18 protein-coding genes are annotated in these 15,552 nt (G+C 65.1%); 11 read left to right on the top strand and 7 right to left on the bottom strand.

All coding sequences use genetic code 11. The features are described 5' to 3' along the window. Positions 1 to 251 precede the first annotated feature (251 nt). The 3 genes from ACQR10_RS03830 to ACQR10_RS03820 all read left to right on the top strand — a co-directional run bounded on the left by ACQR10_RS03830 (position 252) and on the right by ACQR10_RS03820 (position 1,364). Entirely contained in the window at positions 252 to 794 is a 543-nt protein-coding gene (locus ACQR10_RS03830) for a DUF3828 domain-containing protein (RefSeq protein ID WP_316215887.1), read from the top strand. Positions 795 to 811: 17 nt separating this feature from the next. Beyond that, on the top strand, positions 812 to 1,084 hold the full coding sequence (locus ACQR10_RS03825; protein WP_316215888.1) for a GNAT family N-acetyltransferase: 273 nt from the start codon (positions 812 to 814) through the stop codon (positions 1,082 to 1,084). 115 nt (positions 1,085 to 1,199) lie between these two features. Then, complete coding sequence (locus ACQR10_RS03820) at positions 1,200 to 1,364, top strand: DUF1127 domain-containing protein (RefSeq protein WP_315799839.1); 165 nt, start codon at positions 1,200 to 1,202, stop codon at positions 1,362 to 1,364. A 100-nt stretch (positions 1,365 to 1,464) separates the two neighbouring features. Here the strand turns inward: ACQR10_RS03820 and ACQR10_RS03815 are convergent, their stop codons facing one another. Further along, a complete protein-coding gene (locus ACQR10_RS03815; protein ID WP_316178580.1) occupies positions 1,465 to 1,872 on the bottom strand; it encodes a DUF3597 domain-containing protein in 408 nt (135 codons plus the stop codon). Between the two features lie 402 nt (positions 1,873 to 2,274). Between ACQR10_RS03815 and ACQR10_RS03810 the strand changes: the two genes are divergently transcribed. Beyond that, positions 2,275 to 3,186: a DUF2189 domain-containing protein gene (locus ACQR10_RS03810; RefSeq protein ID WP_316178578.1), complete on the top strand. Its 912-nt coding sequence runs from the start codon at positions 2,275 to 2,277 to the stop codon at positions 3,184 to 3,186. A gap of 190 nt (positions 3,187 to 3,376) precedes the next feature. Then, positions 3,377 to 4,198: a lytic murein transglycosylase gene (locus tag ACQR10_RS03805; RefSeq protein ID WP_316215889.1), complete on the top strand. Its 822-nt coding sequence runs from the start codon at positions 3,377 to 3,379 to the stop codon at positions 4,196 to 4,198. Positions 4,199 to 4,265: 67 nt separating this feature from the next. Here the strand turns inward: ACQR10_RS03805 and ACQR10_RS03800 are convergent, their stop codons facing one another. Further along, entirely contained in the window at positions 4,266 to 4,529 is a 264-nt protein-coding gene (locus ACQR10_RS03800) for a hypothetical protein (RefSeq protein ID WP_316178946.1), read from the bottom strand. 477 nt (positions 4,530 to 5,006) lie between these two features. Here ACQR10_RS03800 and ACQR10_RS03795 point away from each other — a divergent pair, with 477 nt between their 5' ends. From ACQR10_RS03795 to ACQR10_RS03775, 5 genes are all read left to right on the top strand, one after another. Beyond that, positions 5,007 to 5,159: a DUF1127 domain-containing protein gene (locus ACQR10_RS03795; RefSeq protein ID WP_006614327.1), complete on the top strand. Its 153-nt coding sequence runs from the start codon at positions 5,007 to 5,009 to the stop codon at positions 5,157 to 5,159. A 157-nt stretch (positions 5,160 to 5,316) separates the two neighbouring features. Continuing rightward, positions 5,317 to 6,750, top strand: a complete 1,434-nt coding sequence (gene trmFO, locus ACQR10_RS03790) for a methylenetetrahydrofolate--tRNA-(uracil(54)-C(5))-methyltransferase (FADH(2)-oxidizing) TrmFO (protein WP_316215890.1) — start codon at positions 5,317 to 5,319, stop codon at positions 6,748 to 6,750. A gap of 7 nt (positions 6,751 to 6,757) precedes the next feature. Then, positions 6,758 to 7,858 carry a serine/threonine protein kinase gene (locus ACQR10_RS03785; protein WP_316178574.1) on the top strand — a complete coding sequence of 367 codons (1,101 nt, stop codon included), beginning with the start codon at positions 6,758 to 6,760 and terminating at the stop codon, positions 7,856 to 7,858. 67 nt (positions 7,859 to 7,925) lie between these two features. Continuing rightward, entirely contained in the window at positions 7,926 to 8,816 is an 891-nt protein-coding gene (locus ACQR10_RS03780) for a TauD/TfdA dioxygenase family protein (RefSeq protein ID WP_316215891.1), read from the top strand. 243 nt (positions 8,817 to 9,059) lie between these two features. Then, complete coding sequence (locus tag ACQR10_RS03775; RefSeq protein ID WP_316215892.1) at positions 9,060 to 9,752, top strand: TauD/TfdA dioxygenase family protein; 693 nt, start codon at positions 9,060 to 9,062, stop codon at positions 9,750 to 9,752. A gap of 13 nt (positions 9,753 to 9,765) precedes the next feature. Here the strand turns inward: ACQR10_RS03775 and ACQR10_RS03770 are convergent, their stop codons facing one another. The 5 genes from ACQR10_RS03770 to yajC all read right to left on the bottom strand — a co-directional run bounded on the left by ACQR10_RS03770 (position 9,766) and on the right by yajC (position 14,154). After that, a complete protein-coding gene (locus ACQR10_RS03770; RefSeq protein ID WP_316215893.1) occupies positions 9,766 to 10,626 on the bottom strand; it encodes a phytoene/squalene synthase family protein in 861 nt (286 codons plus the stop codon). Continuing rightward, the gene (locus tag ACQR10_RS03765; protein ID WP_316178568.1) at positions 10,623 to 11,006 is read right to left on the bottom strand and encodes an Mth938-like domain-containing protein; all 384 of its coding nucleotides are present in this window, start codon (positions 11,004 to 11,006) and stop codon (positions 10,623 to 10,625) included. Before ACQR10_RS03765 ends, ACQR10_RS03770 begins: the two co-directional genes overlap by 4 nt. Before the next feature lie 55 nt (positions 11,007 to 11,061). After that, on the bottom strand, positions 11,062 to 12,087 hold the full coding sequence (gene secF, locus ACQR10_RS03760) for a protein translocase subunit SecF (protein WP_315799828.1): 1,026 nt from the start codon (positions 12,085 to 12,087) through the stop codon (positions 11,062 to 11,064). Between the two features lie 8 nt (positions 12,088 to 12,095). Beyond that, a complete protein-coding gene (gene secD, locus ACQR10_RS03755; protein WP_316236413.1) occupies positions 12,096 to 13,697 on the bottom strand; it encodes a protein translocase subunit SecD in 1,602 nt (533 codons plus the stop codon). 88 nt (positions 13,698 to 13,785) lie between these two features. Beyond that, positions 13,786 to 14,154, bottom strand: a complete 369-nt coding sequence (gene yajC, locus ACQR10_RS03750) for a preprotein translocase subunit YajC (RefSeq protein WP_172108587.1) — start codon at positions 14,152 to 14,154, stop codon at positions 13,786 to 13,788. Positions 14,155 to 14,357: 203 nt separating this feature from the next. Here yajC and ACQR10_RS03745 point away from each other — a divergent pair, with 203 nt between their 5' ends. Next, the gene (locus ACQR10_RS03745; protein ID WP_316215895.1) at positions 14,358 to 15,362 is read left to right on the top strand and encodes an ATP-binding protein; all 1,005 of its coding nucleotides are present in this window, start codon (positions 14,358 to 14,360) and stop codon (positions 15,360 to 15,362) included. Positions 15,363 to 15,552 lie beyond the last annotated feature (190 nt).

Raw genomic sequence — 15,552 nt, 5'->3', positions numbered from 1 at the left:
AACCTCTCGCGCCGCTGCAGCTGACGAACAGACCCATGGAAGCATCCCCTCGATCGATCCTTCAGGCGATCTCAGCCGCCCGATACCTTTGGGCCTGTTTATCCCGGTCCTGCTCGCCCTCGCAAGGCCGGCCTCCCCATCGCACCCATGCGGTGGCGTGTTTCGAACGGATGCAGATGCCGCGCGACAAACCGTGGCCGGCCGCGCATTTCTTCATATCACCGCGCGCCGAATCTGATTTGAGGACAACCATGATCGATCGTCGCTTCCTGCTTCTCGGCCTCGCTGGCGTGCTCGCCGCTTCTCCGCTGCACGCGCAGGCGTCTTCTTCCAACGAGCCCGTCGGCATCATGACCGCGATCTATACCCGCGTCGCCAAGGGCAAGGGCGAGGATGGCGGCACCTTCATCATCGAGGACAAGGCGGCGCGCGCGAAATATCTGTCGAAGTCGCTGGCCGCCCAATGGGCGAGGATGGACGCCCGCACGCCCAAGGGTGAGGTCGGGGCGATCGATTTCGATCCCGTCACGAATTCGCAGGATCCCGATGTCGCCTCGTTCAAGGTGACGCCGGAAATGCAGGACGGCGACAAGGCAACCGTCGCGGTCAGCATTCGCGGCCACCGGACCGAGCGCAAGGAACAGGCCGATGACGTCATCCGTTACGACCTCGTGCGCGAGGCCGGCCAATGGAAGATCGACGACATCCGGGGCGCCGTCGATGGCAAGCCGTGGTCGATCCGCGCGATGCTGGTGGAGTTCCTCAAACTCACCGAGAAGCCCAAGCGAAAGTAGAGAGAAAGTAGAGACGCATGACTGATGTCCGTGACAACAAGGCCGGGAGCCGCTTCGAGCTCGACATCGATGGCCACGTCGCGTTTGCCAATTACCGGGCCACGCCGCAGGGGGTGATCATCACCCACACCGAGACCCCGCTACCGCTGCGCGGCCGCGGCATCGGTTCGCAGCTCGTGAAAGGCGCCCTCGCGCTGATCCGCGCCGACGGCCGCAAGGTCATCGCGGGCTGCAGCTTCGTCGCCGACTACCTCCGTGACCATCCGGAGAATCGGGATCTCATGGCCTGATGGGCCGTGGAATTACCGGGCGAGACGATTGGACGGTGCGCTTTAACGCAATGGCTACCTGGATGGATCAGCAATCCCCCGCCGAACAAGCAACCAGACCCATGGGGAGAGGCACATGTTCATCACAGCCATTTTCGACGTTCTCAAGCGCTACGTTCACTACCGCACCCAGCTCGCCTATCTCGACCAGCTCGATGAGCGCACGCTGCGCGACATCGGCTTCGAGCGCGACCAGCTGCACGCGGAGGCCTGGGAACGCGCCGGCTTCGTCCACGTCTGAGGCGCTGGCGCAGCCTCGCGCTCGACGCGATCCGAGACGACAAAGGCCCGCACGATGGCGGGCCTTTCGCTTTCTTGTTCTTGCCGTGAGCGGCGCAAGCTCAGTGCTTGATCTCCGGCGGCAGCTTGCCGCCATTGGCGGCGAGCTTGCTCATCACCTGCTTGTGCAGCCACACGTTCATGCTGGCGGAATCGTTGGTGTCGCCGCTGTAGCCGAGCTCCTTGGCGAGCTCCTTGCGCGCAGCGAGACTGGAATCGATGTCGAGCGCCTTCATCAGGTCGACGATCGAGGTCCGCCACTCCAGCTTCTCGTGCTTGGCAGCCGCCGCCTTGTCGACGATCGCAGCCACATCGACATTTTGCGGCGCAGCAGCCGGGGCTGCCGTCGGGGACGCGGCCGCGCCGCCTGCCGGCGCGGTACCACCAGCGGCGGGCGTGCTGCCGCCGGCCGGTGCCGCCTCGGCATGATGGCCGAAAATCGCGCCCATGATCTTTCCGAAAACGCTCATCAATGGCTCCCAATGGATGGTGATCGTAAGAAGAACTCGGCCGGCGGCCTTCCGTTGCGGAGACGCCCGTCGGAGCCGCCCCGCCACCGCCGTGGCCTGCCAAACGCGAACACGGCGACCAATGTGAAGCTTACCCAAGGCGGAATGACGGCGGAACGACTTTATTGGACCATGCTCCAGCTTCTGCGTGAGCGTTCCAGTCTAATGCACTGCGACATTCACAGCCCTCACCGAGGCGTGAGTAGGCGCAGCCTGTTTTGGCACTATCCTGATGACTTCCGTTCGCGAATGGCCGCCCCGAGGTTCGTCGCGTCTGGCCATCCGCGAACTTGTTCCAACGAGAAGCGCAGCCCGCCTGCGTGGTTGGGAAGCGCCCTACGCAAGTTGAGGGAGCACACGACGATGGCCACCTACCACAGCAATGCTGCCTCCCACGTGCGGGCGGCAGACGAGGTCGCGGCTGAGCTGACGATTCGTACGATCGACATGTCGAGCCTGATGCGCGCGCTCCGGCTCGGCTGGGATGACTTCAAGGCGGTGCCGAGTCACGCCGTGATGCTATGTGCGATCTATCCCGTTCTCGGCCTGGTGCTGGCGCGCGCAGTGTTCGGCTATGCGGTGGTGCCGCTGTTGTTTCCGCTGGCGGCGGGCTTCGCCCTGCTCGGCCCGTTCGCCGCGCTCGGTCTCTATGAGCTCAGCAGCCGCCGTGACCGCGGCGAGGACACCAGTGCCTGGGACGCCCTGGAGGTGCTGCGGTCGCCGTCGTTCGGCTCGATGCTCGGACTGGGCACGCTGCTCCTCGCGCTGTTCGTCACCTGGGTCGCGACGGCGCAGGCGATCTACGTCGCAGTGTTCGGCTATGGCGGCGCGACCGGTGTGAGCGATTTCCTGCAGCGGGTCTTCACCACACCGCAAGGCTGGTGGCTGATCGCGGTCGGCTGTGGCGCAGGCTTCCTGTTCGCGCTGCTGGCGCTGTGCCTCAGCATCGTGTCCTTCCCATTGATGCTCGACCGTCACGCCGGCGCGCTCGAAGCGGTGGTCACCTCGCTGCGCGTGGCGGCCAAGAATCCAGTTCCGGTTGCGGCCTGGGGCCTCATCGTCGCAGTGCTCCTGGTGGCCGGCACGATCCCGTTCTTCCTCGGCCTCGCCGTCGTGATCCCGGTGCTCGGCCACGCCACCTGGCATCTCTACCGTGAGGCCATCGCGATCCATCCCGACGCCGCCCGGATCGTGCCGCCGGCCCCCCGCAGCTCCAAGCCCGCGGCGGATTTCCCGGCGAACCTGTTCCCATGGCGCTCGCGTGACCAGATGTGAGGACGCCGCGATGAATCTTCACTGCCGCCGGCCTCCAGGCCGGCGGTCGCGTCGAGTGGCCGCAGAGTGTGGCGGCGCTCACGAAATCCGACGCCAATGTGATCGAAAGGCCTTGCTGCTGCCGCGGTTACGCCCGACATGGAGCACGCCCAGCAACGCCTTTTGAATCCATTGCCGTCCAGGTGTTTCGATGATTGCTCGCGTTCTCGCCGTTTCCGCTCTTGCCTGTCTCGCTGCCCTCACCCCCCTGTTAGCGCCAGCGCATGCCGCGGTACCCTGCGGCAACGGCAATTTCGACGGCTGGCTCGCCGAGTTCAAGACCGAAGCGGCGGCCAAAGGCATCTCGCAGAACACGATCAATGCGGCGCTGACGGGCGTGACGCCCGACCAGAGCGTGCTGAACCGCGACCGCGGTCAGAAGGTGTTCAGCCAGACCTTCGAGGAGTTCTCCGGGCGCATGGTGCCGCCGCGCCTGACCCGCGGCTCCAACATGCTGAAGCAATACGGCTCGGTGCTGTCGCGGATCGAGCAGAGCTACGGCGTGCCCGGCGAGGTGCTGGTCGCGATCTGGGGTCTCGAGACCGATTTCGGCGTCAACGTCGGCAAGTTCCCGACCATCCGCGCGCTCGCGACGCTGGCCCATGACTGCCGCCGCGCCGAGCAGTTCCGCGGCGAGTTGCTGGATGCGCTGCGCATCGTCGACCGCGGCGACCTTCAACCGGCCGAGATGCACGGCGCCTGGGCCGGCGAGATCGGGCAGACCCAATTCATGCCGTCGTCCTGGATCAAATATGCCGTGGATTTCGACGGCAATGGCCGGCGCGACCTGATCCGCAGCGCGCCCGACGTTCTCGCCTCCACCGCGAACTATTTGAAGGGCTATGGCTGGCAGAAGGGCAAGGACTGGGAGCCCGGCGGCCCGAATTTTGCGGTCATCCAGCAGTGGAACAAGAGCGAGGTCTATGCGCGGACGATCGCGACGTTCGCGACCCAGCTGGCGCGGGCGCCGTAAGAGGGAGAGTGAGGCCGATCGCGGCATCGCGACCGGCCGTTCGTTCGATGATGCTGTGATACGCCCGCTACTTGCTCATCCCGGCCTGCATCGCCCTGGTCAGGTGCATGCTGCAGGCACCCATCTTGCCGCTCAGAAGCGCGTCCTGCGCCGCCGCGATCTCTTTTTGCGCCGTGTATCGGGCGTCGCCGTCGGCCATGGCCTCGATCGCCGTCTCGGTCTTTTCCAGGTTGGCCCCGCTGCAGCCGGCGCCATGCATCCGCGCGGCCTGAGCCGGACCGAACGCCACGATTGCCGCAGTGATGAGCGCGGCCCCAAACAGTTTGTTCATTGTTCTTCCTCGCTGGTGCGGCGGCATCGGCATCATTGCCGGATGCCGCGACACTTTGTCGCACCTTCCGCGAGATGGCACGAAATGAAATCGCCGCGAGCGATCCGTGATGGCGAGCCTTCCATTCGACAGGTAAAGCCAAAATAATGAATTTATATTCATTCTATCAACCCATGCATTTCGCGAGGTACGGGCCGGGCGGGCACCTCCAAAACTTGTCCAGCATCGCAGTTGGCATTACGCGATCCGGCAATCCGAACGAGCGATTGAAAAACCGCATGAATACGTGGTTTTTTGCAATTCGCTCAGCGGCTGGGCGCCCTGCCCGATTCTTACCCAAGCGTTACTCAAGCTATGCGCCGAGGGGTTAGCTGCATCGCAACATTCACGCTTCCGCATCGCAACATTCCCTTCTATGTTCATTTCAACGATGAAGTTCCAACGAAGAACTGAATCGCGAACTAAAGGAGATTTCTCATGTTGCTCTCGCTCATCCGCATGGTTCAGGCGTTCCGTGAGTATCAGCGCAACGTTGCCGAGCTGTCGCAGCTCAGCGATCGCGAACTCGCCGACATCGGTCTCGATCGCTCGGACATCCCGCGCGTTGCCGCCGGTCACTACAACGGCTGATCAGCACTCTTCCGATCTCTACCGGACATCGCCCGCCTCGCTGCGGGCGTTGCCGTTTTCGGGTGGTTCGCACACGGCGACACACGCGCCCGCTTTCTCGCGCCGAGCCTCACTGGCGCATTTGCAGCGCTCGGGAAAAGCGCTACCTGTCCCGCGCATGACAGGCTCCAAATCACCTTCGAAGACCGTCCACATTGTCGGTGCCGGCCTCGCCGGCTCGGAAGCCGCCTGGCAGCTCGCCGAGGCTGGAGTCGACGTCGTGCTGCACGAGATGCGGCCGGACCGCATGACCGAGGCGCACCGGACCGCGACGCCGGCCGAGCTCGTGTGCTCCAACTCGTTCCGCTCCGACGACGCGGCCAATAACGCGGTCGGCCTCCTGCATGCCGAGATGCGTCGGCTTGGCTCGCTGATCATGCGGGCCGCCGACGCCAACCAGGTCCCGGCCGGCGGTGCCTTGGCCGTCGACCGTGACGGCTTCTCGGTCGCCGTCGCAAGCGCGCTGGAAGGCCATCCGCGCATCGAGCTGCGCCGCGGCGAGATCACCGGCCTGCCGCCGGCGGACTGGGAGAACGTGATCATCGCCACCGGTCCGCTCACCTCGCAGCCGCTGGCCGAGGCCGTCCGTGACCTGACCGACGAGACGGCGCTCGCCTTCTTCGACGCCATCGCGCCGATCGTGCACAAGGACACGATCGACATGTCCAAGGCCTGGTTCCAGTCGCGCTACGACAAGGTCGGTCCGGGCGGCACTGGCGCCGACTACATCAACTGTCCGATGACGAAGGAGCAGTACGACGCCTTCGTCGCGGCGCTGCTCGCCGGCGAGAAGACCGACTTCAAGGAGTGGGAGACCAACACGCCCTATTTCGACGGCTGCCTGCCGGTCGAAGTGATGGCCGAGCGCGGTCACGAGACGTTGCGCCATGGTCCGATGAAGCCGGTCGGCCTGACCAATCCGCACAATCCGACCGTCAAACCCTACGCGATCGTGCAACTGCGCCAGGACAACAAGCTCGGCACGCTCTACAACATGGTCGGGTTCCAGACGAAACTGAAATACGGCCCGCAGCAGCAGATCTTCCGCACGATCCCCGGTCTCGAGAACGCCGAATTCGCGCGGCTCGGCGGGCTGCATCGCAACACCTTCCTCAACTCGCCGAAGCTGCTCGATGCGCAGCTCCGTCTGCGCGCGCAACCTCGGCTTCGCTTTGCCGGCCAGATGACGGGATGCGAGGGCTATGTGGAGTCGGCGAGCATCGGCCTGATCGCAGGCCTCTACGCCGCCGCCGAGGTGCGCGGCGCCGATCTGCTGCCGCCACCGCCAACCACCGCGCTCGGCGCCCTGCTCGGCCATATCACCGGCGGCCACATCGAGACGATCGACGGCGCGACGCGCTCGTTCCAGCCCATGAACATCAATTTCGGCCTGTTCCCGCCGCTGGCGGCGGCCCCCACCCGCAAGCCGGACGGCACGCGGCTGAAGGGCAACGAGAAGACGGTGGCGAAGAAGCAGGCGATGAGCGCCCGCGCGCTGGCTGATCTCGACCGCTGGATCGCCGAGCACCTGCGCGTCGCGGCCGCTGCGTGAGAGCCCCATGAGTTTGCCGAAGACTGATTCCGCCGTGCTGGCGGCACGTTGGAGCGAAGGCGTGCTGCTCAAGCGCGACGTGTTCTCGACCGTCGAGCGCGGCCGCTTCAAGAGCGAGGCCGGCGAAGTCGATGCGGTGCTGCGCCGGCTCGACGAGGTGCCGTGGTGGTCGTTCGTGCTGGCGCGGCATTTGTTCGCGCGCGAGCGCAAGGCGCTGACGCGCGCCAGGGGGCTCAACGCCGGCCCCGATCTGCTGTGGGCGGGCGATCGCGCGCTGGTCCGCGGCTTCATCAATGGCGTGGCGCTGCATCTGGCCAAGCCGCACGGCAACGTCGCCTATTTCCGCTCGGCCAAGCGGATGATGCGCCGGCTGCATCGCGCCGGAATCACGCACAACGATCTCGCCAAGGAGCAGAACTGGCTGGTCGGTCACGACGGCCATAGCTACGTGACGGACTTTCAGCTGGCCGCCTGCTTCGACAGCCGCAGCCGCCTGTTCCGGATCGCGGCCTATGAGGATTTGCGTCACCTGCTCAAGCACAAGCGGAGTTACGCGCCCGAGGCGCTGACGCCGAAGGAGCGCAAGATCCTGGCACGCAAATCGCTGTTCGCGCGCATCTGGCTGATGACCGGCAAGAAGGTGTATCGCGCGATCACGCGCGGCATCTTCAATTTCACCGACCGCGAGGGGGGTGGACGGCGCCTCGTCAACGATGCGCCGGTGCTGATGGATATGATCCGGAAGAACCCGGCCGTGCGCGATGCCGCGATCGTCGCCTTCGCCGACCGCCGAACCGGCGTCGGGCTGTATGCGTTCGTCGAGGGGGAGCAGCCTACGCTTGAAACCCAGTTGCAGAACGAGCTTGCTTCAGCCAAGGGCCCGAAGCCGCCGGAGCACATCCAGGTCGTGCATGCCCTGCCGCGCGACGCCAGCGGCAGGCCACGCACCGAGCTGTTGCAGCTGGTCGCGATGAACCAGATCGACCTGATCGAGCCGATGCTCACGAGCGACAGTGATCGCGCCTTCCTCAAGGACATCCTGGACTCGCGCAAGAACCTGCGCGACCGGTTCAATTTCGAGGCCGACCTGAAGCTGCCTTCGGCCTGAGCGGACGAGACTTCGCGGCCCGGCCATTGTATCCTGTGGTTGCAATGTCGTTTGGGAGGATTTGGCAATGAACGTCGAGACCCGCGCGGCGACAATCTCTCGGTCGTCGAGCATCGAGATCATCCCGACTGGCCGGCAACTCGGGGCGGAGATTCGACATGTCGATCTCAGGCATCTCGACGATGCGGCCTTCGGCGCCCTGCTCCGCGCCTTTCACACGCACTCCGTTTTGCTGGTGCGCGGCCAGGCTCTGACGGACCAGGACCTGATCGCCTTCAGCCGCCGCTTCGGTGATCTCGACTGGGCGCCGGTGCAGGAGAACGGGCGCCGCTTCGTCGACGGTCTGCCCGAAATCTATATCGTCTCGAACGTGAAGGTGAATGGCGAGGCGATCGGCAGCCTCGGCGCCGGCGAAGCGGTGTGGCATACGGACATGTCGTATCTCGACACGCCGCCGATCGCGAGCGCGCTCTACGCGCTGGAAATTCCGCCCGCCGGCGGCAACACCTCGTTCTGCAGCATGTATGCCGTGTACGACGCGCTTCCGCTCGAACTGAAGCGCCGTGTCGCGGATCTGAAGATCAAGCACGACGGCACCTACAACAGCGGCGGCTTCGTACGTCAGGGCGTGACGCCGACCGATGATCCGCGCACCTCGCCGGGCGCGATCCATCCGCTGGTCTGCACGCATCCCGATTCCGGTCGGCAGATGCTTTATCTCGGCCGCCGGCGCAACGCCTATCTGGTCGGGCTCGAACTGGCGGAATCGGAGGCACTGCTCGACGAATTGTGGGCGTATGTAGCCCGTCCGGAATTCGCCTGGGAGCATGTCTGGAAGGTCGGCGATCTCGTCATCTGGGACAATCGCTGCACCATGCATCGGCGCGATCCGTTCGATGATCATGCGCGGCGAATCATGCATCGGACCCAGATCAAGGGAACGAATCGCCCGCACTGATTCGCTTGCGCGCGACATCCGCACGATCAAGCGCCAGATTGCCTGCGAATGAGTTGCAGGTTGCTGGATATTTCCTCGTGCGTCGCCTTGAAGCGTCCAATTTCCGACTCAGAGCGGCAGAGTGTGCCGACAATCGGCAGATCGTGCCGCGATCCTTCCGCGAATTGCCTCCGAGCCGAAACACCCGCGACAAATTACGATGGTTGATTTGCAGGCGCTGGTGAAACTTGGGAGATGACGCAAGTGAGTCTCAGAAGCAACGTTGCTCGAAGCGCCGAAAGCAGCCTCATCCAGGTCATCCCGACGGGAAAGACGCTCGGTGCCGAGGTCTGCAATGTCGATCTCGGATCCTTCGATGATTGGGCGTTCGCCTCGTTCATGCGCGCGCTGCTCAAGCACCAGGTCCTGCTCGTGCGCGGCCAGCGTCTTGGTGAACGTGACATGGCGGCTTTCAGCCGCCGCTTCGGTCACGCGGATCTATTTTACACCTCTCCCGGCGGCTTGCTGGGCGACAGACTGTCATTCTGCAGCCTCTACGCCGCTTATGACGCGCTCTCGCCGGCGCTGCGCAGCCGCGTCGCTCATCTGAAGGTTCGTCATCTCTCGACCGACACCGCCGATGACGGCCGTCGCACCGTCATCGCAGGCCCGGTGCACCCGCTGGTCGGCAATCATATCGATACCGGCCGCTCGATGCTCGCACTGGGGCAGCGCCGCCATTCCTACGTCGTCGGCCTCGAGCAGGACGAATCAGACGCGCTGCTCGACGATCTCTGGCAGCTTGCCGAACGGCCCGAGTTCAGTTGGACCCACACCTGCCGGCCCGGTGATCTCGTCGTCTGGGACACCCGCTGCACGATCCACCGGCACGAGCCGCCGGACATGCCGAGACTCCTGCACAGCCCGCCACTATGGAACACGATGCCCTCGGCTTGAGCCGGCGACGGCGTCAGCGCGCGCGAAAACTCGCCGTCCCCGCGGCCCGCCACAGCGTCCACAGCGTCGCGAGGCGCGAGCGGGGGCGCGGTTGAAACGGATCGTCGCGGGGCTCGGCCCGCGCGAGGTCGCGCCGGACCAGCGCGAGCGGCAGCAGAACCGGCCGCACGGACGGCGGCGCCTGGCGCGCCAGCTCGAGGGTGTGATCGAGATGCTGCCGGGCCTGCCCGCGCAGCTCCATGATCACCTCCTGGATCGCCGGTGACGCCTTGCTGGAGAACATCTCCTCCTGGCCGACGCCATGCCGCGCGAGAAGATCGAGCGGAACGTAGAGCTGCCGGTGGGCGGCATCGCGCGGCAGCGACGCGATCACCTGGAGCAACCCTTGCGCGATGCCGGCATGGTGCGCGAGATGATCGGCGTCCGCAAACGGCGGCGCAATGATCTGCGCGGCCAGCGCGAACAGCGCGCCGCGCGTGTCGCCGAGATAGCCGTCCAGCGCCGCCATCGTCGGCATCGGATCGTTATAGAGATCGAACTGATGCTCATCGACCAGGCGCGTCAGCCGCTCGACCGGAAGCGCGAAGCGCTGCACGGTGAGCAGCAATTCGGCCGCAACGGGATTTCCCTCCGCGCCGCCATGTTCGTGACCCGTCAGCGTGTCGTGCCACCACTGCAGCCGGACTTCGCCCGGCAGCGGCTGCGACACCAGATCTCGAATGCGGCTTACTTCGACGTTGAATGCGTACAGCGACAACAGCGCACGCCGGGGCTCGGGTGGCATGAACAGCGTCGAGGCGTAGCGGTCGAAATCGTGCTCGCGGACAAGGCCTGCACAGAACGCGGCGTCGCTGTTGGCGCTCGTCTCGCTCATGGGACGGCGATGAGCGCTGCCGCAACCCGGCGCCGCTCGCCGATCATGACGTTGTAGGTGCGAATCGCGGGGCCGGTCTGCATCGCATCGAGCACGACGTTCACGCCGCGCAGGGCCGCGCGCAGCGGTGCGGGCGGGATCCAGACTTCGTTTCCGGTGCCGATGATGAGCGTGTCGATTCTATTCGCCGCGTCGAAAACGCGCTGCAGCGAATATCGGTCGATCTGGCCGGGCCGAGTGACATCCCAGGCCCAGATCGAGTCGGGCAGGCACAACAGCGAGCCGCGGTGCGACATGCCGGCAAAGGCAAAGCCGCCTTTGCCATAGCCGTCGATCGGCGCCGATCGCGGGAAGTGCGGAGTGTCGTTCGGAGTGGTCATGCCCGAGACCAGCTTGCTGCCTCCGGATCTGATCCGAAGGCAAGCTTCCTTCGAATCACGGCATCTTCTTCTTCGCCGCCGGCTTCTCCTCCTGCGCTTCGGCTCGGACCGAATGCACGCCAAGATAGATGAGGATCGGCGACGCGATGAAGATCGAGGTGTAGGTGCCGACCAGCACGACTCCGAACATCATCACCGCGGTGAAGCTGTGGATCGCCGGGCCGCCGAACAAGAGCAGCGCCAGCAGCGCCAGGGTCACCGTGACGTGCGTGATGATCGAGCGCGACAAGGTCGAGTTGATCGATTCGTTGAGCAGCTGCGGCATCGGCATCTTCTTGTAGCGCCGCAGCATCTCGCGGATACGGTCGTAGATGACGACGGTGTCGTTCAGCGAGTAGCCGAGAATGGTCAGCAGCGCCGCGATGCTGGTGAGGTCGAAGTCGACCTGGCTGATCGACATGAAGCCGATGGTCAGCACGATGTCGTGGACGTTGGCGATCATGGCGCCGAGCGCGAACTGCCACTCGAACCTGAACCAGAGATAGATCAGGATCGAGACGATCGCGAGCATCAGGCCAAGCAAGCCGACGGCGAGGAACTCGCCAGAGACGCGCGGACCCACGACCTCGACGCGGCGATATTCGACGGAATCACCGATCGCCGCCTTCACCTTGTTGGCGGCCTCCTGCTGCGCGGCATCACCGCCAGGCTGCTCGGCGATACGGATCAGAACCGATGCATCGGTATCAGCACCGAACTGCTGCAGCTGCACTTCGCCGAGGCCGAGCGTCGACAGCTTCGCGCGCATCCCGGCGATGTCGGCGGTGCCCGACTTGGCCCGCACCTCGAGCAAGGTGCCACCGCGGAAGTCGATGCCGAGGTTCAGGCCGTGGGTGAAGAACAGCACGATCGCCAGGATCGACAGTGCCGCCGAGATCGGGAAGCTGATGCGGCGGAACTGCGTGAAATCGAAATGCGTGTCGTCGGGCACGATGCGCAGCGACGGTAGCAGGCCGAGCGCGCTGACCACCGTCAGCACCACGATCAGGATGCCAAGCCCGATGAGAACCCAGTGTGTCACAGTAGCTCCTAGATTGGCACGCTTTGCGGCCGCTTCCACCGCACCCACCCCGCCACGATCAGGCGGGTGAGCGTGAAGGCGGTGAAGACCGTGGTGAGGATGCCGATGCCCAGCGTCACGGCGAAGCCGCGCACCGGGCCGGTGCCGATGTAGAACAGCACGGCGGCGGCGATGAAGGTGGTGATGTTGGAGTCGAGAATGGTCGCCAGCGCGCGCTTGAAGCCGGCGTCGATCGCCGAGATCGCATTGCGGCCGCCGCGCAGCTCCTCGCGGATGCGCTCATAGATCAGCACGTTGGAGTCCACGGCGATGCCGACCGTCAGCACGATGCCGGCGATGCCCGGCAAGGTCAACGTGGCGTTGAGCAGCGACAGCACACCGAAGATCATGGCGACGTTCACGACCACCGCGATGTTGGCGAATACGCCGAACAGCCGGTAGGTCACCAGCATGAACACGATGACGAGGATCGAACCGACATAGGAGGCGAGCTCACCCTTGGCGATCGAATCGGCGCCGAGACCCGGACCGACGGTGCGCTCCTCGATGACCGTGAGCGGCGCCGGCAGCGCGCCGGCGCGCAGCAGGATCGCGAGCTCGTTGGCAGACTGCACGGTGAAATTGCCGGAGATCTGGCCCGAGCCGCCGGTGATCGGCTCGCGGATGACCGGCGCCGAGATCACCTTGTTGTCGAGGACGATGGCGAACGGCTGCCCGACATTCTCGGTCGTGGCCTGCGCGAACTTGCGCGAGCCGGCCGAGTTGAAGCGGAAGGTGACGATCGGCTCGTTGGTGCGCTGGTCGAAGCCGGTCTGCGCGTCGGAGAGATCTCCGCCGGAGACCAGCACCTGCTTCTTGACGACATAGGGCTGGTTGGGCGGCGACGCGCTCTGCAGCACCTCGGAATCCGGCGGCACCCGCCCCTGCATCGCCTGATCCGCCGGCACCGAGGTGTCGACCATGCGGAATTCCATCTTGGCCGTGCGCCCGAGCAGGTTCTTGAGCTGCGTCGGATCCTGCAAGCCCGGCACCTGCACCAGGATGCGGTCGTTGCCCTGGCGCTGGATCACCGGCTCGACGGTGCCGAGCTCGTTGACGCGGCGCTCGACGATCTGCATCGACTGCTCGATGGTCTGGCGGATGCGTTCCGTGATGGCCGCCGGCGGGATCGTCAGCCGGACCAGTCCGCCGCCGGCATCGCTGACCTCGAGGCTGCGCTGGCCGCTGGAACCGAGCAGCCCACCGAGCGGCTGCGAGAGATCACGCAGCTTGGAGATCGCAGTTCCCGTGTCGCTTTCCTTGGTGATCCGGACCTCGACCCCATCACCCCGGCTCACCAATCCGGTGTAGCCGATCTTGGCATCGCGCAGCGTGCGGCGAACGTCGTCGCGCACGGCATCGAGCCGCTCCTTCTTGATGTAGTTGGAGTCGACCTCGAGCAGCAGATAGGAGCCACCCTGCAGGTCGAGGCCGAGCACCAGCCGGCGCTGCGCCCAGGCCGGCCAGGTCTTGACCGTCGCCTCGGAGAAGAAGTTGGGCACCGCGCACAGGCACACGACGAGCGCCGTGAGAATGATGCCCAGCGCCTTCCACCGCGTGAAATACAACATGGAGCTTGTCCGTAAGGGCCGTAGCCGGCCCGAAAAATCAGAACATCACTAGAGAGCGAAGGCCGGAGTTCATCTGGCCGGGCCGCAATCAGCTCGCGGCCTTCTCGTCCTTCTTGTCGTCCTTTGCGTCTGCCTTCGCGGGCTCGCCCTTGGTGCGGACGCCGGTGATCATCTGGCGCATCTGGCGCACGCGGATGCCGTCGGCGATCTCGAACTCGACCTGGTCGTCGTCGACGACCTTGGTCACCTTGCCGACCAGGCCGCCCTGGGTCACGATGGTGTCGCCGCGGCGGACGTTCTTGACCAGGTCGGCATGCTCTTTGACCTTCTTCTGCTGCGGCCGAAGGATCAGGAAATACATGATCACGAAGATCAGCGCGAACGGCAGCAGCGACATCAGCATGCTGTTGGTGTCGCCAGCGCCGGCGGCCTGGGCATAGGCAGGGGTGATCAGCATGTGGTCGATCCTCGTGGGCAGCGCCCGGTGAGACGGGAATAGCCGGCGAACCACGCATGTCTCGGCGCGGGCCGGCCTCTTGCGAATTTCGCGCGGAATATAGCGGCAGCAGTCCCAATAGCAAGGCGCCCCGCCCCTTCATTTCGCCCCGCTTGCGGCAGCCGGCGAGGCCCGATATGGCTGCCCCATCAGGAACTTGCAGCATGTCGAAAAAACCAGCCAAAGCCCCGTCCCGTAGCCCCGCCAAAAACGCCCTCGGACCGCTCGCCAAAGGCACCCGGCCTGCAGCGCAAAAGCCACCAGAGATCGCGGCAAAACGTCCTGCCCGCCCCGCCTCCGACGATACGGCTGACCGGATTGCCCGTGCGCTGGAAGCGATTGCCGCGCATCTGGCAGCAACCCATGCGGGTGCCACGCCCGCGCTGGACCTCAACGCGGCCGACGCCTTCGTCTGGCATCCGAACGGCCGGCTCTCGACGGTGCCGCGCGTCAGCCGTGTCGAGATCGACCTGCTCAAGGGCATCGACCGGATGCGCGACATCCTGATCGAGAACACCGAGCGCTTCGCCAACGGCCTGCCGGCCAACAACGCCTTGTTGTGGGGCGCGCGCGGCATGGGCAAATCATCGTTGGTGAAGGCCGCTCACGCCAGCATCAACGTCACGCGCAAGCCGGCCGACCGGCTGAAGCTGATCGAGATCCACCGCGAGGACATCGAGAGCCTGCCGGCGCTGATGGACATCCTGCGTGCCGCACCGTTCCACTTCATCGTGTTCTGCGACGACCTGTCGTTCGACGGCAATGATGCATCCTACAAATCGCTGAAAGCCGTGCTCGAAGGCGGCATCGAGGGACGCCCGGAGAACGTCATTCTCTACGCCACCTCGAACCGGCGCCATCTGTTGGCTCGCGACATGATCGAGAACGAGCGCTCCACCGCGATCAATCCGGGCGAAGCGGTCGAGGAGAAGGTCTCGCTCTCCGACCGTTTCGGCCTGTGGCTCGGCTTCCACCGCTGCAGCCAGGACGAATATCTCGCGATGGTCAAAGGCTATTGCAGCCATTTCGACATCGCAGTGGCCGAGGATCAGTTGGAGCGCGAGGCGCTGGAATGGGCCACGACGCGCGGCTCGCGCTCGGGCCGCGTCGCCTGGCAGTTCACGCAGGATCTGGCGGGCCGCCTCGGCGTGCGGCTGAGCGCGAAGTAATCCGACCTTCCGCGCCCCATCGCAGGCGATGACAGTCGCCTGCGTGGCACGCAACCAGTCTCAGCCTCCGTCATTGCGAGCGCAGCGAAGCAATCCAGAGTCCCGCACACCACCCTGGATTGCTTCGCTGCTGTTCAGCCCGGGGACATGGCTGACAGGTGTTCGGAGACATGGTTGACACCTCAAAATT

The sequence above is a fragment of the Bradyrhizobium sp. HKCCYLRH2060 genome, assembly GCF_051168135.1.
Classification (GTDB): domain Bacteria; phylum Pseudomonadota; class Alphaproteobacteria; order Rhizobiales; family Xanthobacteraceae; genus Bradyrhizobium.
The sequence above is the reverse complement of the archived record's forward strand: the minus strand, read 5'-3'. Positions and strand labels throughout refer to the sequence as shown.

What these genes read in the sequence shown, in the direction of transcription:
- ACQR10_RS03745 (WP_316215895.1), top strand. Translation starts at nt 14,358, where the DNA reads ATGTCGAAAAAACCAGCCAAAGCCCCGTCCCGTAGCCCCGCCAAAAAC.
- ACQR10_RS03825 (WP_316215888.1), top strand. Translation starts at nt 812, where the DNA reads ATGACTGATGTCCGTGACAACAAGGCCGGGAGCCGCTTCGAGCTCGAC.
- ACQR10_RS03770 (WP_316215893.1), bottom strand. Translation starts at nt 10,626, where the DNA reads ATGAGCGAGACGAGCGCCAACAGCGACGCCGCGTTCTGTGCAGGCCTT.
- ACQR10_RS03805 (WP_316215889.1), top strand. Translation starts at nt 3,377, where the DNA reads ATGATTGCTCGCGTTCTCGCCGTTTCCGCTCTTGCCTGTCTCGCTGCC.
- ACQR10_RS03815 (WP_316178580.1), bottom strand. Translation starts at nt 1,872, where the DNA reads ATGAGCGTTTTCGGAAAGATCATGGGCGCGATTTTCGGCCATCATGCC.
- ACQR10_RS03830 (WP_316215887.1), top strand. Translation starts at nt 252, where the DNA reads ATGATCGATCGTCGCTTCCTGCTTCTCGGCCTCGCTGGCGTGCTCGCC.
- yajC (WP_172108587.1), bottom strand. Translation starts at nt 14,154, where the DNA reads ATGCTGATCACCCCTGCCTATGCCCAGGCCGCCGGCGCTGGCGACACC.
- ACQR10_RS03780 (WP_316215891.1), top strand. Translation starts at nt 7,926, where the DNA reads ATGAACGTCGAGACCCGCGCGGCGACAATCTCTCGGTCGTCGAGCATC.
- trmFO (WP_316215890.1), top strand. Translation starts at nt 5,317, where the DNA reads ATGACAGGCTCCAAATCACCTTCGAAGACCGTCCACATTGTCGGTGCC.
- ACQR10_RS03820 (WP_315799839.1), top strand. Translation starts at nt 1,200, where the DNA reads ATGTTCATCACAGCCATTTTCGACGTTCTCAAGCGCTACGTTCACTAC.
- ACQR10_RS03800 (WP_316178946.1), bottom strand. Translation starts at nt 4,529, where the DNA reads ATGAACAAACTGTTTGGGGCCGCGCTCATCACTGCGGCAATCGTGGCG.
- ACQR10_RS03765 (WP_316178568.1), bottom strand. Translation starts at nt 11,006, where the DNA reads ATGACCACTCCGAACGACACTCCGCACTTCCCGCGATCGGCGCCGATC.
- ACQR10_RS03795 (WP_006614327.1), top strand. Translation starts at nt 5,007, where the DNA reads ATGTTGCTCTCGCTCATCCGCATGGTTCAGGCGTTCCGTGAGTATCAG.
- ACQR10_RS03785 (WP_316178574.1), top strand. Translation starts at nt 6,758, where the DNA reads ATGAGTTTGCCGAAGACTGATTCCGCCGTGCTGGCGGCACGTTGGAGC.
- ACQR10_RS03810 (WP_316178578.1), top strand. Translation starts at nt 2,275, where the DNA reads ATGGCCACCTACCACAGCAATGCTGCCTCCCACGTGCGGGCGGCAGAC.
- secD (WP_316236413.1), bottom strand. Translation starts at nt 13,697, where the DNA reads ATGTTGTATTTCACGCGGTGGAAGGCGCTGGGCATCATTCTCACGGCG.